A 25,716-nucleotide genomic window follows, 5' to 3' on the forward strand; every position below is an offset into this window, starting at 1 on the left:
GACATGACAACCGAAGTCCGCGTACCCACCCTGGGCGAATCCGTGACCGAGGCCACCGTGGCCACCTGGTTCAAGAAACCCGGCGACTCCGTCAATGCCGATGAAATGCTCTGCGAGCTGGAAACCGACAAGGTGACCGTCGAGGTGCCCTCGCCCGCGGCCGGCACCCTGGGCGAAATCGTGGCCGGCGAAGGCGAAACCGTCGGCGTCGATGCGCTGCTGGCCACCCTGACCGAGGCCAACGGCACCGCCGCAGCCCCGGCCGCAGCGGAAACCAAGGCCGCGGCAGCACCGGCTCCGTCTGATGCGTCCTCCGGCGGCGGCAGCGCCCCGGTGCCGGTCATGGTCCCCGCGCTTGGCGAGTCGGTCTCCGAGGCGACCGTCTCCTCCTGGTTCAAGAAGGTGGGCGACAGCGTCGCGCAGGACGAGATGCTGTGCGAGCTGGAGACCGACAAGGTGTCCGTCGAAGTGCCCGCGCCCGCGGCCGGCGTGCTGACCGAAATCCTGGCCGAAGAAGGCGCAACTGTGAACGCAGGCGGCAAGCTGGCGGTCATGTCGGCGGGTGAAGCCGGCGCTGCGGGCGGCACGGATGCCGGACCCGCCGCAGAAGCTGACGGCGCGACCCGCACCGGACAGGGCACAGGCGCCAAAAACGCCCCCTCGGCGGAAAAGGCAATGGCGGAAGCCGGCATTGACGCCAGCCAGGTCAAGGGCACCGGGCGCGACGGGCGCATCATGAAGGAAGACGTCGCGGCCGCCCTCGCCGCTGCCAAATCCGCACCGGCGTCTGCCCCGGCGCCTGCCCAGGTGCGCGGCCCGGTCACTGCGGATGACGCCGCGCGCGAGGAGCGGGTCAAGATGACCCGCCTGCGCCAGACCATCGCCAAGCGCCTGAAGGACGCCCAGAACACCGCCGCGATCCTGACCACCTACAACGAGGTGGACATGACCGAGGTGATGGCGCTGCGGAACCAGTACAAGGACCAGTTCGAGAAGAAGCACGGCGTCCGCCTAGGCTTCATGTCGTTCTTCACCAAGGCCTGCTGCCACGCGCTGAAGGAAGTGCCCGAGGTCAACGCCGAGATCGACGGCACCGACATCGTCTACAAGAACTTCGTGCATATGGGCGTCGCCGCGGGCACTCCACAGGGCCTGGTGGTGCCGGTGATCCGCGACGCGGATGCGATGTCCTTTGCCGAGATCGAAAAGGCGATCGCCGAGAAGGGCAAGCGCGCCCGTGACGGCAAGCTCAGCATGGCGGAAATGCAGGGCGGCACCTTCACCATCTCCAACGGCGGCGTCTACGGCTCGCTGATGTCATCGCCGATCCTGAACCCGCCGCAGTCAGGTATTCTGGGCATGCACAAGATCCAGGACCGCCCGATGGTGATCAACGGCGAGATCAAGATCCGCCCGATGATGTACCTGGCGCTGAGCTATGACCACCGCATCGTCGACGGCAAAGGCGCCGTGACTTTCCTGGTCCGCGTCAAGGAAGCCCTCGAGGATCCGCGCCGCCTGCTGATGGATCTGTAAGTCAGAACCGGCTTCAGTTAAGTGGTGCAGCTTTGTCTCTAGACGTCTACCAACCATCTGAACACCGCTTCCGGTTCGCTGCTTGGGCAGCGGGCCGGGCAGCGAGCCGTCAGATGCAGGGATTCACTGGCAAAATAGCTGCCTCTTTGCTTCAAGCAACCGGCTTTAAAAATTTTTGCGACGGATCCAGCAGCTTGCCCGAACCGTCGCATTTCGATGCCTGCCACGCCCGCTGGCGGCAGCAGGTGATCGACAGCGCAGAAATAGCTGGCTTGACAGGTTTCTCCCACGGTCGAGCAGCCAAATTGATTAACGTATTTTTGAAGTCGATCTATCTAACCGACTTCCAACGCCCCGTAGAAGGTGTGCATCAAGAGCTTTCTAAGGTTGACGCCATACACCCGCCAATTGACCGAGTGCTGCTTTCTGCTCTGGAGACGTGCGGATCTCCCGGCCTGCAAATCGCCCTGCGCACATGCGGGAAATGCAGTTGGACCAAAATGGGCTCGGATACTTACCAGCACCTCATCGACGCGATCAGGGAAGAGACTGCAGGTCGCCTCTGGACGATTGAGGCTTACTGGCAAGGGTACCAATGACCCCCGAACTCACCGCCCTCACCCTCGCCGCGCTCCTGCAGGTCTTCCAGATCGCCCTGATGGCGGTGCCTGCCAACCTGGAACTTGGCCAGGGCAAGACGCTCGGCCCCCGCGACCGGGACCGGCTGGGCGGCGACTTGCAGGATCAGGTCTCCACCCGCACCGCGCGGCTCTACCGCGCGATGAACAACCACTTCGAAGGGCTGATCCTCTTCACCATCGCCTGCCTCGCGGTCACGCTGGCGGGTAAAAGCTCGCCCCTCACCGCGGCCTGTGCCTATGCCTACCTCGGCGCGCGCCTGCTCTATATTCCGGCCTATGCTTTCGGCTGGGTGCCCTGGCGCAGCCTGATCTGGAGCGTGGGCTATCTCGCCACCGCGCTCATGCTGCTGGCGGCGCTCATATGACCATTCACCTTTGCCCAAATACTCCGGGGGAGGCCCGCCAGGGCCGGGGGCAGCGCCCCCATTTCGCAAACTTCACCGTTGAAGCCGCCCTTATTGAGGGGAATCAAAGCATTCTCCAGCCGCTTCAGGGCATCCTGCCGGCACTGAGATTAAAGGAGTAACACCGATGGCAACCCACGTACTCTGGCAGGCCGATGTGGCCGATTTCGACGCCTGGCTCACCGTGTTCCGGCAGGACAAGCGCAACCGTCAGGCCTCTGGCATCACCGACATGAACGTCTGGAGCGACCCGGACAAGAAGAACCACGCCGTGGCGCTGTTCGCCATCACCGATCTGGACAAGGCCCGCGCCTTCTTCGGTTCGGAGGAACTCGCCATGCATCTTGAACGCGACGGGGTCACCAATATCTCGATCAAGATGTTGACCCCGGTCTGATCATAAAACAACCATCCCCTAGCGCGTGTTCCGGCAAACGGAACCGGGGAGAAAAGAGGAAAACCGACCCATGTCCCAATATGACGTCATCGTAATCGGCGCCGGCCCCGGCGGCTATGTCTGCGCCATCCGCTGCGCCCAGCTGGGACTGAAGACAGCTGTTGTCGAGGGCCGCGAAACCCTCGGCGGCACCTGCCTCAACGTGGGCTGCATCCCCTCCAAAGCGCTCTTGCACTCGACCCACCTGCTGCATGAGGCAGAGCACAACTTTGCCCATATGGGCCTCAAGGGCAAATCGCCATCGGTCGACTGGGACCAGATGAAGGCCTACAAGGACGAGGTGATCGGCCAGAACACCGGCGGCATCGAGTTCCTGTTCAAGAAGAACAAGATCGACTGGATCAAGGGCTGGGCCTCGATCCCGGCAGCGGGCAAGGTGCAGGTCGGCGACGACGTGCATGAGGCCAAAAACATCGTGATTGCCTCCGGCTCGGTGCCGTCCTCCATTCCGGGCGTCGAGATCGACGAGAAGATCGTGGTCTCCTCCACCGGCGCGCTGGAACTGCCGAAGATCCCCAAGAAACTGGCGGTGATCGGCGCCGGCGTGATCGGACTGGAGCTGGGCTCAGTCTATGCCCGCCTCGGCTCGGAAGTCACCGTGGTGGAATACATGGACGCGGTCTGCCCCGGCATGGACAAGGACGTGCAGCGCTCCTTCAAGCGGATCCTGGAAAAGCAGGGCCTCAACATCATCCTGGGCGCCGCGGTGCAGGGGGTCGAGACCTCCAAGACCAAGGCCAAGGTCAGGTACCAGCCCAAGAAGGGCGGCGGCGAGGAGACGCTGGACGCCGATGTGGTGCTGGTCGCGACCGGCCGCAAACCCTATGCCGAAGGGCTGGGGCTGGATGCCCTGGGGATCAAGATGACCGAGCGCGGCCAGATTGCCACCGACACCCACTGGGCCACCAACATCAAGGGCATCTATGCGATTGGCGACGTGATCGAAGGCCCGATGCTGGCGCACAAGGCCGAGGATGAGGGCATGGCGGTCGCCGAGGTGATCGCGGGCAAGCACGGCCATGTGAACTATGGCGTCATTCCGGGTGTTGTTTACACCACGCCGGAAGTGGCCACCGTGGGCGCGACCGAGGACGCGCTGAAGGCCGAGGGCAAGAAGATCAAGGTCGGCAAGTTCATGTTCATGGGCAACGCCCGCGCCAAGGCTGTGCACCAGGCCGAGGGCGGCTTCGTCAAGATCATCGCCGACAAGGAAACCGACCGCATTCTCGGCGCCGCGATCATCGGCCCGGCGGCGGGCGACCTGATCCACGAGCTTTGCGTGGCGATGGAATTCGGCGCCTCTGCCGAAGATGTGGCGCTGACCTGCCACGCGCATCCGACCTACTCCGAAGCCGTGCGCGAAGCGGCTCTGGCCTGCGGCGACGGTCCGATCCACAGCTAAGCTGGGCTGATCAGGGTACGGAAAAGGGCAGCTGGCCGCAGCTGCCCTTTTTCAATTGGCAAGGCACTCCAACCCCGCTCTACTGCCCCAAAGTTTATAACCCGCAGGAGACACCCATGCCCGTCACGTTGCAAGTCATCTACCCCGTCACAGAGGGAACCAAGTTCGACCACGCCTATTACGCAAAGACCCACATGCAGATCGTGGACCAGCACATGGGGCCGCATATCCAGTCCTCTGTGGTGGCCAAGGGACTGGCCGGCGGGCCGCATGTCCCGGCGCCGTTTTACGCCATTGCCACTTTTGTCTTTGCCGATCAGGCGGCGCTGGACGCCGCGATGCAGGCGGCGGGGCCTGCGCTGGAGGACATTCCGAACTTCACCGATGTGCGGCCGCAGATCCTGATTGGCGAGGTCATCAACTGACCGCCGCCGCGGCCCGCCGGCCGGGTTTCCCCGGGCTCAGGCCGCGCGGCGGTGAAAGTCTTCAAAGACTTTTGCCAAGGACGTCTGCACGTCCTTGACCGCCGCGCCGCCCGCTCACCACATGGTTTCGGCGGCGCGGGCGTTCCAGCTTTGATCGTATCCGGCACCGCCCTCCTCGCCTGCTGTCTGCTCCGCCAGGATGTCGCCCAGGGTCGGCAGGCCTGCGCTTTCGTCAGCACCGCTCCAGGTGCCCGCCCGCAGCATCGCGCGCGCGCATTGGGAATAGATCTCGCCGATCGAGACCACGATCACCGTGGCCGGCAGCTTGCCTTTCTTCTCGAAACGCGCGCGCAGATCCGGGTCGGCGGTCAGCCGGGCGGTGCCGTTGACCCGCACCACATTGTTCGATCCCGGCACCAGAAACATCAGTGACACCCGCCCGTCGCGCACGATGTTTCGCAAGGAGTCCAGCCGGTTGTTGCCGCGCCAGTCCGGCAGCGCCAGGGTGCCCGGGTCCAGCTCTTGCACCACCGGGCCGTCATCGCCGCGCGGGCTGTCGTCGGTCCCTTCCGGGCCGACAGAGGCCAGCATGCACAGCTTCGACGCCATGATCCACTTGCGGTAAAGCGGCGTCATCTGCCGCGCCACCTTACGTAAAGAAGGCGCTCCCGGTTCCCCGTAAAGCGCCTCTAAGTCTTCAATGCTGCTGAGGTATTGCATCTGGTTCAAATCCCGCTTCTCTCATCAATTCGTCCGAGCGCCGCTCGACCCGGTTTTCCAATTGCACCATGAATTCGTCGCGGTCCATCCCCGGCAGCATCGGCTCCAGGAACTCCACCACCGCCAGCCCCGGCTTACGGTAGATGCCGGTGCGCGGCCAGAACACGCCCACATTGGTGGCGGCCGGGACGCAGGGCTGGCTCAGGCCCTGGTACAGCACCGCGGTGCCGATCTTGTAGGGCTTGCGGGCGCCGGGCGCCACGCGGGTGCCCTGGGAGTAGATGATCAGCTGGCCCGGCTCACGGCTTTGCAGCGCCACATCCTTGACCATCTTGGCAATCGCCGCGCCGCGCTTGCCGCGGTCCACCGGCACGCAGCCCAGGCGTTTGGCATAAACCCCGATCACCGGCGTCCACATCAGCTCGCGCTTCATGATGAAGCGGGCGGACGGCACCGCGTTGAAGATGATCAGGATGTCCAGGAAGCTCTGGTGCTTGGCCGCGACGATCACCTCGCCGGAGGGCACCTGGCCGCGCACCTCGGAGCGGATGCCGACCATCCAGCGCGCGGTCCACAGCACCCAGCGGGCGTAGGACTTGCAGGCCAGCCGCGCCCCCTTGGGCGAGACTGCGGCCCAGGGGGCGAAGACCACACCCAGCACCAGCATCGCCAGATACATCTGCACCAGAAAGACCGCCGAGCGCAGCCATTGGACCGGGTTCTTCAAGACAGCTCTCCCAAACGTTTGGTGGCGGCACGGGTGGTGGCGGCAAAGGCCACCAGCGCGCCCAGCGGCGGGATCAGCAGCGGCACCAGCCAACCCCAGCCCTGAAAACCGAGGCCGGTCAGGAAACCGCCCTCATCCGAAGCTTCCGGCATCAGCCAGACCCCAATCATGCCCAGAACCACACCCGCCGCGGCGCCGGTCAGCGCCCGCAGGGTGAAGCGGCGGATGAAGGCCTGGGCGATATAGCTGTCAAGCGCGCCGACCAGCCGCAGCACCTCGATCACCTGGGCATTGGCCGCAAGCGCGGCGTTGGCCGCCAGGGTGATCATTGCCGCGGTGGCGCCGCCGATCAGCAGGATCGACACCCAGGCCAGGCGCCGCAGCGAGCGTGCCGCGTCCACCAGCGGCTCGCGCCAGCGGGTGTGATCGTCCAGCACCGCGCCGGGCACCTCGGCCTGCAGCCGCAGCCGCAGCCCCGCCGGGTCATAGCCGGGATCATCCGCGGTGACCTCGATCAGCTGCGGCAGCGGCAGGCTGCCCGCAGGCAGGCTGGAGCCGAACCAGGGCGCCAGCAGCGCCGCCTGCTCCTCGCCGCTCAGGGCTCGGGCGGTTGCGACGCCCGGCGTCTGGCGCAGGATTTCCAGCGCCGCCTCGGTCTGCGCCACGCGCTGCTCTGCCGGGGCGTTGATGCGCAGGGTGGCGGCGCGCGCCAGCTCCGAGGCCCAGCGGTCGGCCAGGCGGCCGGAGGCCATCGACAGTGCCAGGGCAAACACCGCCAGAAACCCCATCGCACCCGCCACAAACAGCGTCAGCTGGGCGGTGAAGCCGGTGGGCGGCACCACCCGGTTGGCCTGGGTGTCGCCCAGGATCAGCTTGTGCAGCTTGCTGTCGGTCATAGGTCCGCCCCCGCCAGCTGCAATTGCCGGTTGGAGATCCGCAGCACCCGCGCCTGCACCTGGTTCTTGGCGGCCCGGATCAGCGACAGGTCATGGGTGGCGACCAGGATCGTCTTGCCCATCCGGTTCAGCTCCACCAGAAGCTGCAGCAGCCGCTGCGACATCTCCCAGTCGACGTTGCCGGTGGGCTCATCCGCGATGATCACATCCGGCGACAGGATCACCGAGCGCGCCAGCGCGGCCCGCTGCCGCTCGCCGCCCGACAGCTCCGGCGGCAGCGCATGGGCGCGCTCGCTGAGGCCGACCCAGTTCAGCAGCTCATGAAGGTTGGCTTCCTCGTGGCCCAGCTCGCGGCCCGACACCAGCAGCGGCAGGGCGATGTTCTCGATCACCGGCAGATGGTCCAGGAACCGGCAGTCCTGATGCACCACGCCGACGCGGCGGCGCAGATAGGCCATCTGGTCGCGGTCCAGCCCGTGCACATCCATATTGAAGGCGCGCACCCGGCCCGAGGTCGGGGTCAGCGCGCCGTAGCAGAGTTTCAGCAGCGTCGTCTTGCCCGCGCCGGACGGCCCGGTCAGGAAGTGGAACGAGCCCGGTGCCAGCTGCACCGACACGGCATCCAGCAGCTCGCCGCCGCCGTAGTTGTAGCCCACATTTTCCAGCTCGATCACTGCCGCCCCCTGAATGCGCCCCGGTTTGGCGCCCCGGTATTTTGCTCCGGTGTTTTGCCCCAAGGGGCCGGCAGTTTCAATGGGGGCTCTGTTGCCGGGAAGCCAAGGGCTGCGGCGTCCGGCCGATTGTCTCTTTCGCCGCCGGACGCGGACCCATATAATCCGTTGAAAAACAACCCGCCCGCCCGCCGGGCGGCGGGATGGTGCCGAGGAGAGCATGATGCGCCTGACCTGCCCGAATTGTGCAGCCGAATACGAAGTGCCGGAGGATGTGATCCCTGCGGAAGGGCGGGATGTGCAATGTTCCGACTGCGGCCAGACTTGGTTCCAGGCCGCCGCTGCGGAAACGGCGGCTGCCCCGTTGGCAGAGGACGCCGCCGCCCCGGCTGAGGCCGCAGAAGAGCCGGAGCAGCACGCAGCGGTCAGCGCCCTGCAGCAGGCCGCTGAAGAAGCCGCCGAAAATGCCGCGGAACCTGCCTCAGAGCGCAGCGGCATCGAAGATGAGGCGGCAGACTTTTTCGCAGGCAGCCGCGCAGACACTCCGGACGGTTTTGCGCAGGACGCAGCCGAGGACACACCGCCTCAGCAGGCCGAACCGCAGCCGCAGCGCGCGCGCGCACTTGATCCGGCCCTGAGCGGCATCCTGCGCGAGGAGGCCGAGCGCGAAGCCTCGCTGCGGGCGGCAGAAAGCCAAAGCCTGGAGACCCAGCCCGACCTGGGGCTGGAGGAGGCCATCGCCCCCGAAGACGAGACCGCCCGCCGCAGCCGTCAGGCCCGCGACCGGATGGCCCGCATCCGCGGCGAGGATCCGCGCCAGCTGGCCGCCGCCGAGAGCGGCTCCCGCAAGGAGCTGCTGCCGGACATCGAAGAGATCAACTCCACCCTGCGCTCTGCCGGCAGCGGCGCGCCGGCCCAGTATGCGGCCACAGAAGAGCTGCCGCTGCGGCGCAAGAACAATTTTGCCCGCGGCTTTTCGCTGTCGCTGATTGCGGCGCTGGTGATGGTGATTGTCTATGACAATGCCAGCCTGATTGCCGAGAAACTGCCGCAGGCGGAGCCCGCGCTCAGCGGCTATGTCAGCTGGGTGGATCAGATGCGGCTGTGGCTGGATGCGCAGGTGAAAACCCTGACAGCCGCGCAGTAACGCAGCCGGCCTCTTATATACCCCTCTTGAACTGACAGATTCTCCGGCGCGCCCGCCCGGCTCTCAGAACCGGTCCAGCAGCCGCTGCAGATAGCTGCGCTCGCGCTCGGTGCGCTCGCGCTCGCCGGCCCGGCGGCGGATATCCTCCAGCAGGTCCCAGGCCCGGCGGTAGGCGTTGCCCTCGCCGACCTTGCCGCCGTCATCGACCGAGCCGTTGCTGCGGCCCAGCGGGTCCAGCCGGTCGCCCTGCGCCGTCGACGACGGCTGCCCCTGGCCGTTGCGCTGGCCGTCGTCGCGCTGCGCCAGCGCCTCGCCCAGACTGCGCATCCCTTCGCGCAGCGCCTCCATGGCGTCCGACTGGCGGTCGATGGCCTCGGCATTGTCGCCGCCGCGCAGCGCGTCCTCGGCGCCCTCCATGGCGCGGCCAGCACGGTCCAGCGCCTCGCGCGCGGCCTCTCCGGCCTCGCCGCTCAGATACGGCAGCCCGTCGCGCTGCTGCTGCAGCTGCTGGCGCAAGGCCTGCTGACGGTCCGCCAGCGAGCCGCCCTGCCCCGGCTGTTCGCGGCCGCTGCCGCCCTGGCCGCCCTGTCCATCCGGGTTGCGGCTGTCCGCCCCCTCGCCGCCTTCACCCGCGCCGCTGTCGCCGCCCTGGCCGCCCTGGTGGCTCTGGCCGCGGCCCAGGCCGCCGTCACGGCCCTCGTTGCCCTGGCTCTCGCCGCTACGGGCGCCGGGGTTGAACTGTTCCTGCAGGTCGCGGAAGGCCTGATCCGACAGGCCTTGCTGCTCGCGCAGGGTCTCCGCCAGCCCCTCCATCGCCTCGCGGCCCTGATCGCCTTGCCCCTGGCCCTGCTGCGAGCGGGTCATCCGCATGTTTTCCATCATTTGCTGGAATTCGCGCAGCGCCTGCTCGGCCTCGGCCATGCGGCCCTGCTCCATCAGCTCCTGGATGCGGTCCATCATCGCCTGCAGATCATCCTGGCTGAGCGTCATCATGTCCTCGGGCATGTCGCCCTGGTCCATCATCTCGCCATTGGATTCCGCCATCCGGCTCAGCTGGCGCAGATAATCCTGGGTCGCCTCGCGCAGCTCCTGCATCAGGCGGGCGATCTCCTGCTCGCTGGCACCGTCGCGCATCGCCTGGCTCAGCCGCTCCTGCGCCCGCCGCATCCGCTCCAGCGCATCGCCCACGTCGCCCTCTTCCAGCTGCATCGCCAGATCCCACAGCGCGGCGGCGATCTCCTCCTGCCGCGGTTCGGGAAGGGAGCCCTGCACGGTGTAGCTTTCCAGCCGCCGCAGGATGGTGCGCAGCCGCAGGTAATCGCCATAATCGCGGAACAGCCCGTCCGGGCGGTGCGACAGGGTGCGCAGGATCTGCGCCACCCGCACCGCATTCGCGCGCGCCCACAGCAGGTCGCGGCGCTGTTCGATCACCGCCGCGGCCAGCGGGTCAAAGAAGCGGCGGGACAAGAGCTCTGTGCCAAAGCCTGCGGCGGCGGAGGACTGCCCGGCCTCATCCATGGCCGACAGGGTGAACACCACCGGCAGGTTGGCCCAGGGATGGCGGGCAAAATCCTCGATCAGCTTTTCGGTGAAGTCCTCGCGCGAGCCGGACAGGGGCAGCGGCAGGTCCAGCACCAGCGCCTCGCGCGGGTCCGGATCGGCGGCCAGCCCGTGCTGCCGCTCCACCGCGGCCAGATCCAGGGTGATCCGCACCTGCCCGCCTGCCACGCCGTAATCATCCCGGGCGCTGAAGGCCAGCGAGGTGAAGCCGTCAGTCTCCAGCTCCGGCGGGCCGGCCACCGCGATGCCGGGCGGGTGATCCGGGACCACCTCCACCCGCCAGCTGCGCCCGCCGTTCCCTTCGATGGCAAAGCCGCCGTTGCGGGTCACATCGAAGGCCATTGCGCCCTCCGGCGCCGGCGGCTGCTCCGCGGCGGGGTCAGAGATGGCTTCCGACAGGGTTAAAGCTCCCGTTTCGCCATAGAACCGCAGGGTGACACGGCTGCCTTCGGGCAGTTTCAGTACCCCCTCGGGCTGATCGTTCAGGTATAGCACCGGCAGGCGGGTATAGGCGGGCGGCTCCGCCCAGCCCTCCCAGGCCGGACCGCTGAGGGCCGCCGGGCCGCCGGTGCCCAGATCCTTGACGGTGGCCACCTGCCAGATCGATCCGAACAGGAGCGCAACCGCCAGGAACAGCATCGCCATATAGCGCAGCGCATAGGGGTCGGCGGACGCGACGTTCAGGTCGGGCGCAGGGGCGCGGGCCTGCGCGGCGGCGGCGGCCATCCGGCGCTGGTGCGCCTGCCACAACGCGACGGAGGCGGCGTCCTCAGCGCCAATGGCCTGTGTGTCCAGCAGGGCGCTGACCGGACGGCCCGGCAAGGCGGCGTCCAGCCGCTCCAGCGCCGCGGCCCGGCTGGGCCAGCGGAACCGCCAGGCGCCCCAGCCGCAGGCGGCCGCGGCGGCTAGCACAGCCGCAATCGCACCCATCCAGACCGCGCTGTCCGGCAGCAGCTGGTGCAGCCCCAGCATCAGCGCCGCCAGCGCCGCCATCAGCACCGAAACCAGCGGCCAGAAGGCGCGCACGGCCCGTTCGGCCACAAGCCCCGCCTGCGTCAAAGCCACAGGCCAGCGCAGTTTCCTCAGGACCGGATCGGCACGTCTGTCAAAGGGCATTCGGGCCTCATGCTGTGATGGCCCGCGCCGGATCGCGTCCGGACCGCTTCAGAGCCACTCCGGGATGGTATCGCGGTTTATCATCTCTTCATAGTCCGGCCGCCGGCGAATAACCGCGAATTGATCCCCGTGCACCAGCACTTCGGGGATCAGCGGGCGGGAGTTGTACTCGCTCGCCATCACCGCGCCGTAGGCGCCGGCGCTGCGGAAGGAGACCAAATCGCCCGCGGCAAGCGGCGGCAGATCGCGCTGCTTGGCAAAGGTGTCGCCGGTCTCGCACACCGGGCCGACGATGTCATAGGGCCGGCTTTCCACGCCCGCTGCGGGCTCCTCGACCGGGATGATGTCGTGATGCGCCTCATACATCGCCGGGCGGATCAGGTCGTTCATCGCCGCATCGAGGATCACGAAATCGCGCCCCTCGCCCGATTTGACATAGATCACTTTCGACACCAACTGGCCTGCGTTGCCCGCGATCAGGCGGCCCGGCTCAATCTCGATCTCGCAACCCAAGTGGCCAAGCGTTTCCTTGACCATTGCGCCGTATTCCACCGGCAAGGGCGGCGCGGAGTTCGAGCGCTCGTAAGGAATGCCCAGGCCGCCGCCGAGGTCGAGGCGGCGGATGTCGTGGCCGTCGGCGCGCAGGGCGTCCGTCAGCTCCGCCACCTTCTGGTAGGCCAGACGGAACGGCTCCAGGTCGGTCAGCTGCGAGCCGATGTGGACGTCGATCCCCACCACCTCCAGTCCCGGCAGCGCGGCGGCGCGGGCATAGACCTCGCGGGCGCGGGCAATCGGGATGCCGAACTTGTTCTCGGATTTGCCGGTGGCGATTTTAGCGTGGGTCTTGGCATCCACATCCGGGTTCACCCGGATGGTGATCGGGGCCTTGGTGCCCAGCTCCTCTGCCACCGCGCTGATCACCTCCATCTCCGGCTCGGATTCGACGTTGAACTGGCGGATGCCGCCAGTGAGCGCCACGCGGATTTCCTCTGCCGTTTTGCCGACACCGGAGAAGACGATCCTGTCGCCCGGAACGCCCGCCGCCCTGGCCCGCAGGTATTCGCCCTGGCTGACCACATCCATGCCCGCGCCGGCCTGCGCCAGCGTCTTCAGGATCGCCTGGTTGGAGGCCGCTTTCATCGCAAAGCAGACCAGGTGATCGGTGCCCTCCAGCGCCTCGTCGAACAGGCGGAAATGACGCAAGAGAGTGGCGGTGGAATAGACATAGAACGGGGTGCCCACCGCCGCGGCGATCTCGGAGATGGGAACGTCTTCGGCGAAAAGCGCGCCGTCGCGGTAGAGAAAATGGTCCATGGCCCAGCGTTTAGGGCAAAAGGGGCAGATGGATCAAATGATTCCGCCCAGCCCTCCGGCGTCCTGCCAGCGGCCGCGCCGGGATTTTTGAGTATTTGGAAGAAAGATGAAAACAGGATGCCGCGCCTTCATCTTTCCCCAAATACTCACTGCGCAACCGCGGCCTCCGGGTGCCGCGGCCCCGGGGGTTGCGCCCCCAGCGCACGCTGCCCTCACCCGATCTTAAGCGGCGTGCGGCATTCTTTTCCCTGATCGCGGTCACTGCCGGGCCTGACACCCCCGGCATCCTGGAACAGGGCCCTTTGGCACGGGCACGCAAAGACGACGTTCAGCGTGCGGGAGGAAGCTCCCGTCCCGCCTCCGCCCCTTGGCGGCGCCGCCATTCCTTACGTCTGACAGCTGCAGAACCGGCAGCAGGTCAGGACAGGCAGAATAAGACTGGCAGATCTAGGCAAGCAGATCAGGGCTGGCAGAACAGCAACGCAGCAAAGCGCACCCGCCCGGGCCGGCTGGCCGGACGGGCAAAAGCCGTGCGCCTAGAAGCTATGAGACACCCCAACCCGGGCCGAGCCGGACACTTTCACACCGGGTTTGGCAGGCGCACTGGACTTGGCGGTGTCATGCTGTTGCGGCCGCCCCGCTGCCGGCGCCCCGGTCTCGCAGGCTGCAAGTGCAAGCAATGCCGCAAACATAACAACAGGCTTCATCGCGCAATCTCCAAAGAAAAACCGCCCCGGCTGTTGCAGAGGGGCGGTTCTCAGATGGTGGCTGAGCGGTTGCGCATCAAGGGCACGGCACCGCTAGAACCCCAGATAGACGCTGACCGGCCCCTTATGCAGCCCGACCGCGCCGCCGACATGAACACCGCCTCCGCCGCCGACACCAACGCCGGCGTTCAGCGTCGGCTGCACCGGCTCGCCGTCGACGCCGCAGGCGGCCAGCACCGCCAGCCCGATCAAGGCAAAAATCACGTTGCGCATTGTCTGCCTCCTTGCAGCAGCCCCGCCCGGACGGCCTCAGCCGCCCAGAACCTCTTTCCAGCGGGCAATCTGCGCGCGCACCTGGGCGGGTGCGGTGCCGCCATAAGACATGCGCGAGTTTACCGAGTTTTCGACGCCAAGCACAGAGAAGATGTCCTCGGTGATGCCGGCATGCACGCCCTGCATATCCGCAAGCGAAAGATCCGGCAGGTCGCAGCCGCGCTTTTCGGCCATCGCCACAAGGGTGCCGGTCACGTGGTGCGCATCGCGGAACGGCACCTTCAGCACCCGCACCAGCCAGTCGGCCAAGTCGGTGGCGGTGGAGAAGCCGGAGCCTGCCGCGGCCGCCAGCGACTCGCGGTTGCCGGTCATGTCCTTCACCATGCCCTCCATCGCCGCCAGCGCCAGCATCCAGTTGTCGGCGGCGTCAAAGACCTGTTCCTTGTCTTCCTGCATGTCCTTGGAATAGGCCAGCGGCAGCCCCTTCATCACCATCATCAGCGCGGTATTGGCGCCAAAGATCCGGCCCACCTTGGCGCGGATCAGCTCAGCCGCGTCCGGGTTCTTCTTCTGCGGCATGATGGACGAGCCGGTGGAGAAGCGGTCGGAGAGCGTCACGAAACGGAACTGGGCTGAGGACCAGATCACCAGCTCCTCGGCAAAGCGGCTGAGGTGCATGGCGCTGATCGAGGCACAGGACAGGAACTCCAGCGCGAAGTCACGGTCAGAGACGGCATCGAGCGAATTTGCCGCCGGACGGTCAAAGCCCAGCGCCTTGGCGGTCATTTCCCGGTCGATCGGGAAGGAGGTACCCGCCAGCGCCGCCGCGCCCAGGGGCGATTCGTTCATTCTTGCGCGGGCGTCGCGCACCCGGCTGAGGTCGCGGCCGAACATCTCCACATAGGCCATCATGTGGTGGCCCCAGGTGACCGGCTGCGCGGTCTGCAGGTGGGTGAAGCCCGGCATCACCCAATCGGCGCCGGCCTCGGCCTGCGACAGAAGCGCGCGGATCAGCGCCAAGAGGCCCGATTCCGCCGCGTCCAGCTGGTCGCGCACCCAGAGTTTGAAATCGGTCGCCACTTGGTCATTGCGCGACCGGCCCGTGTGCAGACGGCCCGCAGGCTCGCCGATGATCTCTTTCAGGCGGGCCTCCACATTCATGTGGATGTCTTCAAGTGCCGTGGAAAACTGGAAGGTTCCGCCCTCGATCTCTGACAAAACGGTGAGCAGCCCTTCCCGAATGGCCTCGGCATCATTATCCGTAATGACGCCTGTTGCGGCCAACATCGCCGCATGGGCCCTGGAACCGGCAATGTCCTGCGCCGCCATCCGCTTGTCGAACCCGATCGAGGCATTGATTGCCTCCATGATCGCGTCCGGGCCAGCGGCAAAGCGGCCGCCCCACATCTGGTTCGAGGATTGATCTGTCATGGTGTGGAACCCCGGAGATAATATGCGTCTGTTTCGTCAGCTTTCCCTTTATATGGCCCTCGCCTTGGGTGCAAATGCCGCTGTTGCGGCGGATCAGGCGCAGCTGGAGGCTCTGCGCGACGGCTCGATGAAGAAGCTGGTGGTGCATGCCGAGCCGCGCGATGTGTCCGCGGCCGCGTTTGACCTGGCCGACGGCGCGGGCACCGCGACCCTGGCCGACTACAGGGGCAAGATCGTGCTCTTGAACTTCTGGGCCACCTGGTGCGCCCCCTGCCGCAAGGAGATGCCGCAGCTGGAAGAACTGCAGCAGGAGTTCGGCGGCGCGGATTTCCAGGTGCTGACCATCGCCACCGGGCGCAACTCGCCCGCGGGCATCCAGAAATTCTTTGATGAAAACGGCATCAACAGCCTGCCCCGCCACCAGGACCCGAAACAGGCGCTGGCCCGCGAAATGGCGGTGATCGGCCTGCCGATCACGGTGCTTTTGGACCGCGACGGCAAGGAGGCCGCGCGGCTTTTGGGCGATGCCGAATGGAACTCGGACAGCGCCAAGGCGATTATCGCGGCGATGATCGCTGATCCGGAAGGCAGCTGAGCGAAGCACCCGGGACGCTTGGGCTGAGGGCTGGCCGGCGCTGCAAACGAGAGAGTTTCTTTGCCGCGCCGCCGCTCACCCCGTGGCCCTGACCCAGCAGAGATTCGCACTATTTCACTCCTGAGGGACGCCCCGGTAAGGCGCCCGCGTTTAGGGTGGAGCGTAATATGAAACCTGTTGTGTTACTGATCGGCAAGCTGCCGAATGTGATCGGCAATGTGGCTGAACAGCTGGACCATCTGCCGATCCAGTGGCTGGGCGCGCATGACCAGCCCGAAGTGGTGCGCCAGCTGGAAACCGAGCCGCGCATCGAATGCGTGATCATGGGCGCGGGGCTGGACGACCAGATCCGCGGCGATCTGATCGGCATCATTGCCGCCCTCAGGCCGGACGTCTGCATCCACCTCAAGGACCGCGCCTCCGGGCCGGAAGGGCTGGTGCCCTTTGTCGAGCGGGTGGTGCAGATGGAGGTTCTGGCCCGCCCGGGCAGCACCGCAATGGCGGGATAGCGGCAGCCGGGCTTGACCCCACGCCACCTTTGACAGCCTTCCGGCGGGCCGCCAGTCTGCCTGCGGGAGGACGTGATGCCGCTGGAACTGCTGCTGGCCCTGGTCGTGGGCGGGATATCCGGAATTGCCGTGCTGCTGCACTTGACGGGGCGGTCCCGGCAGGCTGTTCTGACCGCCGGCAGCGCCCGCTCCGCCTGGCTGCGCCATTTCCCCAACGACTGCGTCACCAAGGTTCTGCCCGCCGCCAGCGGGCAGGCGGCGCTGGTGCTGACCGAGGGCGGCATCGGGCTGCTCTGGGCCTTTGGCGCCGATACGGTGGGCCGCCCTCTGGCCGCGGCCCGGGTTCGCGAAACCGCCAGCGGGCTGCGGTTTGAGTTCAACGACTTTTCCGCCCCCGGACTCTCCCTGTCCTTGCCAGACGGCGAGCGCCGGCAGTGGCTGGAGCTGATCAACACCCCGGCGGAGGCTGCATGACCGGACAGATTTCCTTTCCCGACGTGACCCAGCTGGCGGTGCCGTTTTTCATCGCCGCGATCCTGGCCGAGTTCTTGTGGATCGCCCTGAAAAAGCGCGGCGGGCGGTATGAGACCCGCGATGCCGTCACCTCGCTGATCATGGGCGCGGGCAGCGTCGCCGAGGGGCTGCTGCTGGGCTTCATCGCCTGGGCGCTGCTGATGTTCCTGTGGGAGCTGACGCCGCTGGACATGGGCACCTCGCTCTGGGCGGTGCTGGCCTGTTTCGTGCTGGACGACCTGCGCTATTACTGGGTGCACCGCCTGGGCCACCGGGTGCGCTGGGTCTGGGCCTCCCACGTGAACCACCACTCCAGCCAGCACTACAACCTGACCACCGCGCTGCGGCAGACCTGGACCGGCACCTTCACCTTCATGATGGTGGTCAAGGCGCCGATGGTTCTCTTGGGATTTCACCCGGCGCTGGTGCTGTTCTGCGGCGGTCTGAACCTGATCTACCAGTTCTGGATCCACACCGAGGCGGTTGGCCGCCTGCCGCGCTGGTTCGAGGCGGTGATGAACACCCCCAGCCACCACCGCGCCCACCATGGCCGCAATCCGCGCTATCTGGATTGCAACTATGCCGGGGTGTTCATCATCTGGGACAAGCTGTTTGGCACCTTCGTGCCGGAACAGGACCACGACCGGCCCGATTACGGGCTGGTGCACAACATCGCCAGCTTCAACCCGCTGCGCGTGGCCTTTCATGAATGGGCTGGCATCTTCAAGGATATGGCCCAGCCCGGCCTGACCCTGAAACAACGGCTGCTCTATGCCTTTGCGCCGCCCGGCTACAGCCACGACGGCAGCCGCGAGACCTCTGCCGGGATCAAGGCCGCCCACTTGGCCCGCCACCCCGAAGATGCGGGCACTCCTGGCTTTGGCGGTTGAGCCGGACCTGGGCCGGACCTGGGCCAGCAGCCCGATAGCTCAAATTTGAATTTTAATCCCGGCTCAACCCTTTTGCGCGACGCTGCCGGGAGCATCATATTGAGTCAAATCTTTGCCGGAACAGGGCCCCAGCAGCACATGAACAGACGAAACGCGATGGCAGATCTGCCCGAAGGATCCGATAACCCGCTGAGCGCGGCCGTGGCAGGCCGCGACCGGTCCACTTTGGAAATGGTCGGCGAAGCGGTTAAGCACGGTCAGACCGTATTAGCCTATCAGCCCGTCATGCAGGCGATGGCGCCGCATGGCGTCGCCTTTTACGAGGGTTACATCCGGGTGCTGGACCCGACCGGCCGGGTGATTCCCGCCCGGGAATTCATGCATGTGGTCGAGGATAAGGAAATCGGCCGCGAGATGGACTGCCTGGCGCTGCAGCACGGCTTGCGCGCGCTGGAGAAATTCCCGCAGATCCGCCTGTCCGTCAACATGTCCGCCCGCTCCATCGGCTATCAGCGCTGGACGCAGGTGCTGCACCGGTTTCTGAAAGGCGACGCCACGCTGGGCGAACGCCTGGTGCTGGAACTGACCGAGGCTTCGGTCATGGCCGCGCCGGAGCTGGTGCTGGATTTCATGGGCCGGATGCAGCAGCACGGGATTGCCTTTGCGCTCGACAATTTCGGCGCCGGCACAACGGCGATCGGCCATTTCCGCCAGTTCTTCTTCGACGCGGTGAAAATCGACGGCCAGTTCGTGCGCGGCATCCACGCCAGCCATGACAACCAGTCGGTTGTGCGGGCCCTGATCGGCATTGCCAAACAGTTCGACATGTTCACCGTCGCCGAGTCGGTGGAAAGCCAGGAAGATGCCGCCTTTCTGGTGGATAACGGGGTGGATTGCCTGCAGGGCTACCTGTACGGCGCGCCGTCAGTGTCGCCGCCCTGGATCGAGGACATGAAGCAGCGCCAGCAGGCCGGATAAGAACAGGGGCGCGCACAGGTCCCGCCCGCTGACGCCCTGCCAGCGGAATACGCTCCGCCGCCCGGCGCACGCGCGCGGCTCCCCGGGGGCTGGGCGGCAGCAATCGTTCTGACCGCCGCAGCCGTCAGCGGCCGGCCCCGGCATGCCGCGCCGGTCCAGCGGCCTCCAAGCGTTTACCCGACTCAACCTCGCCTTGTGTCACGAGACAGGCCGGATGCGGATCAAAGGCGGGCCGCGGTCCTGCACGCCGCCGCCTCTGCGGCCCTCCGCGCCGGATGCCGGCGGTGCCGCACCGCAAATCTCCCCGGCCGCAGACCGGCTGCCCCTGCGTTAGCGCGTTGTCTTTGCAGCCGCTTTCCAGCCCGCCCCGCGCCGCGGTCCCGCGTCCGGGTCCGCGGCCCGCAGCCCCCCGCCCCGGCGCTGACGGAAATCCTCCGGCAGAGGACGTTTCTGGCGGTTGACTCTTGCGCTCCGACTGGGACACCCTGTCAATTGCTGCACGCGCAGCAATAGATTATGCCGGGACCCGGAGGATACGGGAAAGATTGTTGCGCAGGCACGGCCCGGCCGTTTGCGCGGCGCTTTTCCGAAGACCAAAATGATGGCAGAGGACCAGAAATCAATGACCAATGTTGTAATCGCATCGGCCGCACGCACCGCCGTCGGCTCCTTTGGCGGCGCGTTCGCCAATACCCCTGCCCATGATCTGGGCGCCGCGGTGCTGGAAGCCGTGGTGGAGCGGGCCGGTGTCGACAAATCCGAGGTGTCGGAAACCATTCTGGGCCAAGTGCTGACCGCCGCCCAGGGCCAGAACCCGGCCCGGCAGGCGCATATCAACGCGGGCCTGCCCAAGGAAAGCGCCGCCTGGAGCATCAACCAGGTCTGCGGCTCCGGCCTGCGCGCCGTGGCGCTTGGCGCCCAGCACATCCAGCTGGGCGACGCCTCCATCGTGGCCGCCGGCGGCCAGGAAAACATGACCCTCAGCCCCCATGCCGCGCACCTGCGCGCGGGCCACAAAATGGGCGACATGCAGTACATCGACACGATGATCCGCGACGGCCTGTGGGACGCTTTCAACGGCTACCACATGGGCCAGACCGCCGAAAACGTGGCCGAGCAGTGGCAGATGTCCCGCGACATGCAGGACGAGTTTGCTGTCGCCTCGCAAAACAAGGCCGAAGCGGCTCAGAAGGCAGGCAAGTTCGCCGATGAGATCGCTGCCTTCACCGTGAAGACCCGCAAGGGCGAAACCGTAGTGGACCAGGACGAATACATCCGCCACGGCGCCACCATGGAAGCGATGCAGAAGCTGCGCCCGGCCTTCACCAGGGACGGATCGGTCACTGCGGCCAACGCTTCCGGCCTGAACGACGGCGCCGCCGCCACCCTTCTCATGAGCGCTGACGAGGCCGAACGCCGCGGCATCGAGCCGCTGGCCCGCATCGCCTCCTACGCCACCGCCGGCCTGGACCCGGCGATCATGGGCGTCGGCCCGGTCTATGCCTCCCGCAAGGCGCTGGAGAAGGCCGGCTGGTCGGTCAATGACCTGGATCTGGTCGAAGCCAACGAAGCCTTTGCCGCCCAGGCCTGCGCGGTGAACAAGGACATGGGCTGGGATCCGGCCATTGTGAACGTGAACGGCGGCGCCATTGCCATCGGCCACCCGATCGGCGCCTCGGGCTGCCGGGTTCTGAACACGCTTCTGTTCGAAATGAAGCGCCGCGGCGCCAAGAAAGGCCTGGCCACGCTGTGCATCGGCGGCGGCATGGGCGTTGCCATGTGCGTGGAGCGCCCGTAAGTGGCGCAAATCCGCTGATATCGCAGGGCGCCCTTTCGGGGCGCCCTTTTTCTTTTACAATTCAGCGGTATTCCGCGGGTGCGACAATTTAATTGCGGCAATGCAGAAATTTCATGACGCAATAATGTTGCGCCCGCATAAGCAAAACTGTAGCAAGATTACCAAAGCAAAAACTCATCTGGAGGATTCTTGAATGGCACGTACTGCACTCGTCACCGGCGGTTCCCGCGGCATCGGCGCAGCAATTTCCCAGGCGCTGAAGGCGCAGGGCTGCAATGTGGCCGCGACCTATGCCGGCAATGACGAAGCCGCGGCGAAATTCACCGACGAAACCGGCATCAAGACCTACAAATGGAATGTTGGCAGCTACGAGGAAAGCGCCGCCGGCATCGCCAAGGTCGAAGAGGAAATGGGCCCGATCGACATCGTTGTGGCCAACGCCGGCATCACCCGCGACGCGCCCTTCCACAAGATGACGCCGCAGCAGTGGCAGGAAGTGATCGACACCAACCTGACCGGCGTGTTCAACACCGTTCACCCGGTCTGGCCGGGCATGCGCGAGCGCAAGTTCGGCCGCGTCATCGTGATCTCCTCGATCAACGGCCAGAAGGGCCAGTTCGCGCAGGTGAACTATGCCGCCACCAAGGCAGGCGACCTGGGCATCGTGAAATCGCTGGCCCAGGAAGGCGCGCGCGCCGGCATCACCGCCAACGCGGTCTGCCCCGGCTATATCGCCACCGAGATGGTGATGGCAGTGCCGGAGAAGGTGCGGGAATCGATCATTGCCCAGATCCCGGCCGGCCGCCTGGGCGAGCCGGAAGAGATCGCCCGCTGCGTGGCCTTCCTGGCGTCTGACGAGTCGGGCTTCATCAACGGCTCGACCATCTCCGCCAACGGCGCGCAGTTCTTCGTCTGACACGCTGAACCGATGACAGCCCGCACCCCGCCCCGGCGGGGTGCGGGCCCCCGCTTAGGCGGCGGCAACCGCCTTGAACCGCAACTGGTTGCGGGCGCGAAAAGCACTACCCTCATACGTGCAGCAAGGAGGGAGTGCAGATCATGCAATTCGTGATGTCCAACCGGCGCGCCGGCAAATTCCAGGACGCCGAAAAGACCGCCTCGCGCGCGGCGCTGGCCGAGGCGCTGACGGTGCTGCCCGCCACCGCCCATATCCGTTCGGAATCCCGCCCTGCCGATGATCTGGCCCGGCGCAGTGTGATCCTCGAAGGCACCCCGGCCGAAATGCTGGCGCTGGATGCGGCCACCTCCAGCGACGTGATCGTCGAGCCGCTGATCCTGCACCAGCGCGAGGGCGCTCTCTCTATGTTCAATCACGCCCGGGTGCCGCTGGCGGGGCTGATGCGGGCCGCGCCCGCAGGTGCTGCGCCGCTCGAATTCCACGTGCGCGGCGGCGGCGCGCCGCTGGCGCAGGCCACCGTCATCCTGTTCCTGCGGCGGCTGGACGGCGAGGTGATGCGGGAGGAGAGCCTGACAGGGGCAGACGGTATCGCCGCTTTCCCCAGCAACCCGGCCTTCCAGCCCCTGGCCGCCATCGTCAAACCCTATGCGGGCTTCTGGGCGCGGTGGGCGCAGGTGTCGGGGCAGAAGACCACGGTGGTCTGCAGCAAGCTGCCGGGGAACCGGCGGCTGGACTGGTGGCACCATGCCAGCGGCATCAGCAGTTTCGCTCCGGACGCAGGCGCAGGCATCAGGGTGGGCGTCATCGACACCGGGCTTGGCCCGCATCCGCATCTTCAGGGCACCGATCATGGCGCCTTTATCCTCGGCATTCACGACCCCGATGGCGGGGCGGATGCGGATGTGCATGGCACCCATGTGGCTGGCACAATCGCCGGGCGCCCGGGGGAGGTGCTGGCGCATGGCGGCATCGCGCCGGGCGTTGAACTTCACACGGCCCGGGTGTTCCCGCCCGGCGAAGGCGCCGCGAATATCGACATTGCCGATGCAATCGACAGCCTCAGCCGCGCGGGCGCGGATCTGATCAACCTGTCGCTGGGCGCGCCGGTCAAGTCAGAGGTGGTCCAGGATGCGGTGCAGGACGCAGCCGAGCGCGGCACGCTGTGCCTGTGCGCCGCTGCCAATTCCTTTGAGTTCGTGCATTTCCCCGCTGCCCTGCCCGAAACCGCCGCGGTTTCCGCCGCGGGCAAGCTGGGCACCGCGCCGGAGGATTCCGTTTCCGGCGGCCAGCTGCCGGATCAGCCGGAGCTGTTCGGCCTTGACGGGTTCTACTTTGCCCGCTTCTCCTGCTTCGGGCCGGAGATTGACGCCATCGCGCCGGGGGTCGGCATCATCGCGCCGGTCCCGGCCCGGCACGGGCTCGCCGTGCCTTATGCGGCGCTCGACGGCACCTCGATGGCGACACCGGTGGCCTGCGGCGTGCTGGCGCGGATGCTGGCGGAAGATGCGTCTTACCTAGCGATGCCGCGCAACATCTTCCGCAGCGACCTCGCCCGCCACCGGCTGCGGGAAATTTGCAGGACGATCGGTCTTGCTGCCATATATGAAGGGCACGGAATGCCCCGAAGCTGAAGCGGAGGCCGGGCCGATGGCCGATTATGTGATCGCGGTAAAACGCACGATGCGGGAGGAGCTGCCGCAGAACTGGCAGAGCCAGCTGGAAGACATTGACGGGCTCACGCTGCTCAGCCCGCCTGCCCGGGAGCGGGTGCTGGTGTCTGCCAGCCCGGACGCCTTGCGCCATCTGGACGCGCAGCTGGGCCGCTACCTCAGGATCGAGCCGCTGATCCGCCACCAGACCTCCCGCTGAAGCGGCTCGTGGCAGAAACGGCAAGGGCCAGCCCCGCAAGGCCGGCCCTCTTCCTATCCCGTAAGAACCTTTTCTCGAATTAGAGCGCGCTCAGGCCCAGCGGGAAACCTTGGGGCGGAGGGACGGCACCGGCTTCTTGCCGAACAGCCATGTCCAGGCCAGTTTCAGCACCTGACCGCGTTCGGCGTGGGCGCGGGCCATGGCAGACCTCACGGCGGCATCAGCAGAATATTCCAGCATCTTCGGCCTCCTTTCGGATCAGTATCCTTTGCCTGCATCCAATATGAGGGTATGTCCGGAAACGCACAAACGAGACTTTTCCAGCGTTCAGTTAAGGTATACTTATGTGGTCATGTCTGACCGCCTGCCCCCCCTCACCGCCTTGCGCGCCTTTGATGCCGCCGCCCGCCACATGTCCTTTGCCAAGGCAGCGGAGGAGCTGAACGTGACCCCTGCGGCGCTGTCGTTTCAGATCAAATCGCTGGAGGAGCATCTGGGCCAGCCGCTGTTCCGGCGCCTGAACCGCGCGGTGGAGCTGACCGAAGCGGGCGAGACGCTGGCGCCCGGCGCCGCCGAGGGCTTCCGGGCGCTGGGCCAAGCCTGGCAGAGCACCCGGCGGCTGCTGGATGAGACCACGCTGACGGTAACTGCCGGGCCTGCGCTGACGGCGAAATGGCTGGCGCCGCGGCTGTTCGAATTCGCCCGCAGCCACCCGGAAATCGAGCTGCGGCTGTCGGCCTCGCTCAAGGTGGTGGACCTGCGCCGCGGCGGTGTGGATGTGGCGATCCGCTTTGGCGTCTCCGACGATGCCGGGCTGGCGTCCTACGGCACGCGCCCCGACTGGCTGACACCTGTGATGACGCCGGAGATGCACGCGCAGTTTCCGACCCCGGAGTCGCTGCGCCGCGCGCCGCTGATCTTCGACGATTCCCTGAGCACCGTTGCGCCGGGCTGCGACTGGCCTGCGTGGTTTCAGGCAGTGGGCGTGGAATTCGCCCCCGGCACCGGCACCCATTTTTCGGCGCCCGATCACGCCATTGACGCCGCTTGCGCGGGCCTGGGCGTGGCGCTGGGGCGGCGGCCGCTGATCATCAAGGACGTCCGGGAGGGGCGGCTGGTGGCGCCGTTCAAGGTGGCGATCCAGACCGATGCGCGGTTCCGCTTCCTGTGCCTGCCGGAAGCCAGGGACCGGCCCCAGATCGCAGCCTTCCGCGACTGGTTCTTTGCAGAAATCGAGAAAACCGCGCATATGTGGGGCGATTTCGACATTATCCCTGTTCAGGATCTGCAACCCCAATGACCAAGACCCGCGCAACCGCCATTGGCTTTATCGCTGTTTTGCTGTGGGCGCTGCTGGCGCTGCTGACCGTCGGCTCTGAACCTGCCCCGCCGCTGCTGCTGAACGCGCTGTGCTTCACCATCGGCGGCACCCTGGGGATCATCTGGACCGCAGCGTCGGGCAAACTGGGCCAGCTGCGCCACGTGCCGGTCAGGGTCTACATCTTCGGCACCCTGGGGCTGTTCGGCTATCACGCGCTGTATTTCTCGGCGCTGCGGCTTGCGCCCGCGGCGGAGGCCGGGCTGATCGCCTATCTGTGGCCCCTGCTGATCGTGCTGCTGTCCGGCCTGCTGCCCGGCGAGCAGCTGAAGGCGGGGCATCTGATCGGCGCCGGCTTGGGGTTTGCCGGGGCGGCGACCATCATCTCAGGCGGCGGCGGCGGGTTTGAGGCGCAGTATCTGCCGGGCTACGGGCTGGCGCTGCTGTGCGCGCTCACATGGTCCGGCTATTCGGTGCTGTCGCGGCTGGTGGGCGGCGCGCCGACCAGTTCGGTCGCGGTGTTCTGCCTGGCGACCGCCGTGGCCTCCTGGGGGCTGCATTTTTTGCTGGAGGAGACGGTGTGGCCCGCAGGCACGCTGGGCTGGGTGTCGACCCTGCTGCTGGGGCTCGGCCCCGTGGGGCTGGCGTTCTACGTGTGGGACATTGGCGTCAAGCAGGGCGATATCCAGATGCTTGGCACCAGCTCCTATGCGGCGCCGCTTTTGTCAACGCTGATCCTGGTGCTGGCGGGGATTGCCGCGGCCTCCTGGGGGCTGGCGCTGGCGGCGGCGCTGATCACCGGCGGCGCGCTGATTGCCGCCCGGGCCAGCACCGGTGCCGCAAAGCCCCGCAACTAAAAAGAGGGCCGCCGCAACCGGGCAGGCCCTCCAAACCTCATGC

Annotated in this window: 27 protein-coding genes; 18 read left to right on the plus strand and 9 right to left on the minus strand. The window is 66.6% G+C overall.

What is annotated here, in order from left to right:
- Positions 1 to 3: 3 nt before the first annotated feature.
- The 6 genes from odhB to R2C4_RS13700 all read left to right on the plus strand — a co-directional run bounded on the left by odhB (position 4) and on the right by R2C4_RS13700 (position 4,865).
- Complete coding sequence (gene odhB, locus R2C4_RS13675) at positions 4 to 1,536, plus strand: 2-oxoglutarate dehydrogenase complex dihydrolipoyllysine-residue succinyltransferase (protein WP_141891067.1); 1,533 nt, start codon at positions 4 to 6, stop codon at positions 1,534 to 1,536.
- Positions 1,537 to 1,649: 113 nt separating this feature from the next.
- Positions 1,650 to 2,135, plus strand: a complete 486-nt coding sequence (locus R2C4_RS13680) for a hypothetical protein (RefSeq protein WP_141891068.1) — start codon at positions 1,650 to 1,652, stop codon at positions 2,133 to 2,135.
- The gene (locus R2C4_RS13685) at positions 2,132 to 2,542 is read left to right on the plus strand and encodes an MAPEG family protein (RefSeq protein ID WP_141891069.1); all 411 of its coding nucleotides are present in this window, start codon (positions 2,132 to 2,134) and stop codon (positions 2,540 to 2,542) included. Before R2C4_RS13680 ends, R2C4_RS13685 begins: the two co-directional genes overlap by 4 nt.
- A gap of 166 nt (positions 2,543 to 2,708) precedes the next feature.
- A complete protein-coding gene (locus R2C4_RS13690; protein WP_058285181.1) occupies positions 2,709 to 2,978 on the plus strand; it encodes a hypothetical protein in 270 nt (89 codons plus the stop codon).
- A gap of 70 nt (positions 2,979 to 3,048) precedes the next feature.
- Positions 3,049 to 4,440, plus strand: coding sequence for a dihydrolipoyl dehydrogenase (lpdA, locus tag R2C4_RS13695; RefSeq protein ID WP_141891070.1), 1,392 nt, complete (start codon positions 3,049 to 3,051; stop codon positions 4,438 to 4,440).
- Positions 4,441 to 4,556: 116 nt separating this feature from the next.
- Positions 4,557 to 4,865 (plus strand): EthD family reductase, encoded by a 309-nt coding sequence (locus R2C4_RS13700; protein ID WP_141891071.1) that lies wholly within the window; start codon positions 4,557 to 4,559, stop codon positions 4,863 to 4,865.
- A gap of 114 nt (positions 4,866 to 4,979) precedes the next feature.
- Here R2C4_RS13700 and R2C4_RS13705 read toward each other — a convergent pair whose 3' ends face one another.
- Genes R2C4_RS13705 through R2C4_RS13720 form a run of 4 tightly spaced genes read right to left on the minus strand, consistent with a single transcriptional unit; the run spans position 4,980 to position 7,882 of the window.
- The gene (locus R2C4_RS13705; protein ID WP_141892103.1) at positions 4,980 to 5,585 is read right to left on the minus strand and encodes a pyridoxamine 5'-phosphate oxidase family protein; all 606 of its coding nucleotides are present in this window, start codon (positions 5,583 to 5,585) and stop codon (positions 4,980 to 4,982) included.
- Entirely contained in the window at positions 5,563 to 6,312 is a 750-nt protein-coding gene (locus R2C4_RS13710; protein WP_141891072.1) for a lysophospholipid acyltransferase family protein, read from the minus strand. Before R2C4_RS13710 ends, R2C4_RS13705 begins: the two co-directional genes overlap by 23 nt.
- Complete coding sequence (locus R2C4_RS13715) at positions 6,309 to 7,208, minus strand: cell division protein FtsX (RefSeq protein WP_058285176.1); 900 nt, start codon at positions 7,206 to 7,208, stop codon at positions 6,309 to 6,311. Before R2C4_RS13715 ends, R2C4_RS13710 begins: the two co-directional genes overlap by 4 nt.
- Complete coding sequence (locus tag R2C4_RS13720) at positions 7,205 to 7,882, minus strand: cell division ATP-binding protein FtsE (protein WP_058285256.1); 678 nt, start codon at positions 7,880 to 7,882, stop codon at positions 7,205 to 7,207. Before R2C4_RS13720 ends, R2C4_RS13715 begins: the two co-directional genes overlap by 4 nt.
- A 220-nt stretch (positions 7,883 to 8,102) precedes the next feature.
- Here R2C4_RS13720 and R2C4_RS13725 point away from each other — a divergent pair, with 220 nt between their 5' ends.
- Positions 8,103 to 9,026 carry a zinc-ribbon domain-containing protein gene (locus R2C4_RS13725; protein WP_141891073.1) on the plus strand — a complete coding sequence of 308 codons (924 nt, stop codon included), beginning with the start codon at positions 8,103 to 8,105 and terminating at the stop codon, positions 9,024 to 9,026.
- 63 nt (positions 9,027 to 9,089) lie between these two features.
- Here R2C4_RS13725 and R2C4_RS13730 read toward each other — a convergent pair whose 3' ends face one another.
- The 4 genes from R2C4_RS13730 to argH form a co-directional block, all read right to left on the minus strand.
- Entirely contained in the window at positions 9,090 to 11,702 is a 2,613-nt protein-coding gene (locus tag R2C4_RS13730; protein ID WP_141891074.1) for a TIGR02302 family protein, read from the minus strand.
- 48 nt (positions 11,703 to 11,750) lie between these two features.
- The gene (gene lysA, locus R2C4_RS13735) at positions 11,751 to 13,016 is read right to left on the minus strand and encodes a diaminopimelate decarboxylase (RefSeq protein ID WP_141891075.1); all 1,266 of its coding nucleotides are present in this window, start codon (positions 13,014 to 13,016) and stop codon (positions 11,751 to 11,753) included.
- A gap of 800 nt (positions 13,017 to 13,816) precedes the next feature.
- A complete protein-coding gene (locus tag R2C4_RS13740; protein ID WP_141891076.1) occupies positions 13,817 to 13,996 on the minus strand; it encodes a hypothetical protein in 180 nt (59 codons plus the stop codon).
- A gap of 36 nt (positions 13,997 to 14,032) precedes the next feature.
- Positions 14,033 to 15,427: an argininosuccinate lyase gene (argH, locus tag R2C4_RS13745; RefSeq protein ID WP_208764494.1), complete on the minus strand. Its 1,395-nt coding sequence runs from the start codon at positions 15,425 to 15,427 to the stop codon at positions 14,033 to 14,035.
- Between the two features lie 22 nt (positions 15,428 to 15,449).
- Between argH and R2C4_RS13750 the strand changes: the two genes are divergently transcribed.
- The 9 genes from R2C4_RS13750 to R2C4_RS13790 all read left to right on the plus strand — a co-directional run bounded on the left by R2C4_RS13750 (position 15,450) and on the right by R2C4_RS13790 (position 23,498).
- Positions 15,450 to 16,022, plus strand: coding sequence for a TlpA disulfide reductase family protein (locus tag R2C4_RS13750; RefSeq protein WP_244940731.1), 573 nt, complete (start codon positions 15,450 to 15,452; stop codon positions 16,020 to 16,022).
- Between the two features lie 167 nt (positions 16,023 to 16,189).
- On the plus strand, positions 16,190 to 16,531 hold the full coding sequence (locus R2C4_RS13755; protein WP_141891078.1) for a hypothetical protein: 342 nt from the start codon (positions 16,190 to 16,192) through the stop codon (positions 16,529 to 16,531).
- Positions 16,532 to 16,606: 75 nt separating this feature from the next.
- On the plus strand, positions 16,607 to 17,005 hold the full coding sequence (locus R2C4_RS13760; protein ID WP_141891079.1) for a hypothetical protein: 399 nt from the start codon (positions 16,607 to 16,609) through the stop codon (positions 17,003 to 17,005).
- A complete protein-coding gene (locus R2C4_RS13765; protein ID WP_141891080.1) occupies positions 17,002 to 17,934 on the plus strand; it encodes a sterol desaturase family protein in 933 nt (310 codons plus the stop codon). Before R2C4_RS13760 ends, R2C4_RS13765 begins: the two co-directional genes overlap by 4 nt.
- A 138-nt stretch (positions 17,935 to 18,072) precedes the next feature.
- Positions 18,073 to 18,912, plus strand: a complete 840-nt coding sequence (locus R2C4_RS13770; protein WP_141891081.1) for an EAL domain-containing protein — start codon at positions 18,073 to 18,075, stop codon at positions 18,910 to 18,912.
- A 622-nt stretch (positions 18,913 to 19,534) separates the two neighbouring features.
- Complete coding sequence (locus tag R2C4_RS13775) at positions 19,535 to 20,710, plus strand: acetyl-CoA C-acetyltransferase (protein ID WP_141891082.1); 1,176 nt, start codon at positions 19,535 to 19,537, stop codon at positions 20,708 to 20,710.
- 193 nt (positions 20,711 to 20,903) lie between these two features.
- Positions 20,904 to 21,626, plus strand: a complete 723-nt coding sequence (phbB, locus tag R2C4_RS13780) for an acetoacetyl-CoA reductase (protein WP_058285166.1) — start codon at positions 20,904 to 20,906, stop codon at positions 21,624 to 21,626.
- A gap of 143 nt (positions 21,627 to 21,769) precedes the next feature.
- Entirely contained in the window at positions 21,770 to 23,260 is a 1,491-nt protein-coding gene (locus R2C4_RS13785) for a S8 family peptidase (RefSeq protein ID WP_141891083.1), read from the plus strand.
- Positions 23,220 to 23,498 carry a hypothetical protein gene (locus tag R2C4_RS13790; protein WP_141891084.1) on the plus strand — a complete coding sequence of 93 codons (279 nt, stop codon included), beginning with the start codon at positions 23,220 to 23,222 and terminating at the stop codon, positions 23,496 to 23,498. The genes R2C4_RS13785 and R2C4_RS13790 overlap by 41 nt, the downstream gene beginning before the upstream one ends.
- A gap of 90 nt (positions 23,499 to 23,588) precedes the next feature.
- Here the strand turns inward: R2C4_RS13790 and R2C4_RS21250 are convergent, their stop codons facing one another.
- Complete coding sequence (locus R2C4_RS21250; RefSeq protein ID WP_167510261.1) at positions 23,589 to 23,738, minus strand: hypothetical protein; 150 nt, start codon at positions 23,736 to 23,738, stop codon at positions 23,589 to 23,591.
- A 112-nt stretch (positions 23,739 to 23,850) separates the two neighbouring features.
- Here R2C4_RS21250 and R2C4_RS13795 point away from each other — a divergent pair, with 112 nt between their 5' ends.
- Both R2C4_RS13795 and yddG read left to right on the plus strand, forming a co-directional pair.
- Complete coding sequence (locus R2C4_RS13795) at positions 23,851 to 24,798, plus strand: transcriptional regulator GcvA (protein WP_141891085.1); 948 nt, start codon at positions 23,851 to 23,853, stop codon at positions 24,796 to 24,798.
- Positions 24,795 to 25,673, plus strand: coding sequence for an aromatic amino acid exporter YddG (yddG, locus tag R2C4_RS13800; protein ID WP_141891086.1), 879 nt, complete (start codon positions 24,795 to 24,797; stop codon positions 25,671 to 25,673). Before R2C4_RS13795 ends, yddG begins: the two co-directional genes overlap by 4 nt.
- The last annotated feature ends 43 nt before the right edge of the window (positions 25,674 to 25,716 follow it).

The organism is Leisingera aquaemixtae (assembly GCF_006740765.1).
Taxonomy (GTDB): Bacteria; Pseudomonadota; Alphaproteobacteria; order Rhodobacterales; family Rhodobacteraceae; genus Leisingera; species Leisingera aquaemixtae.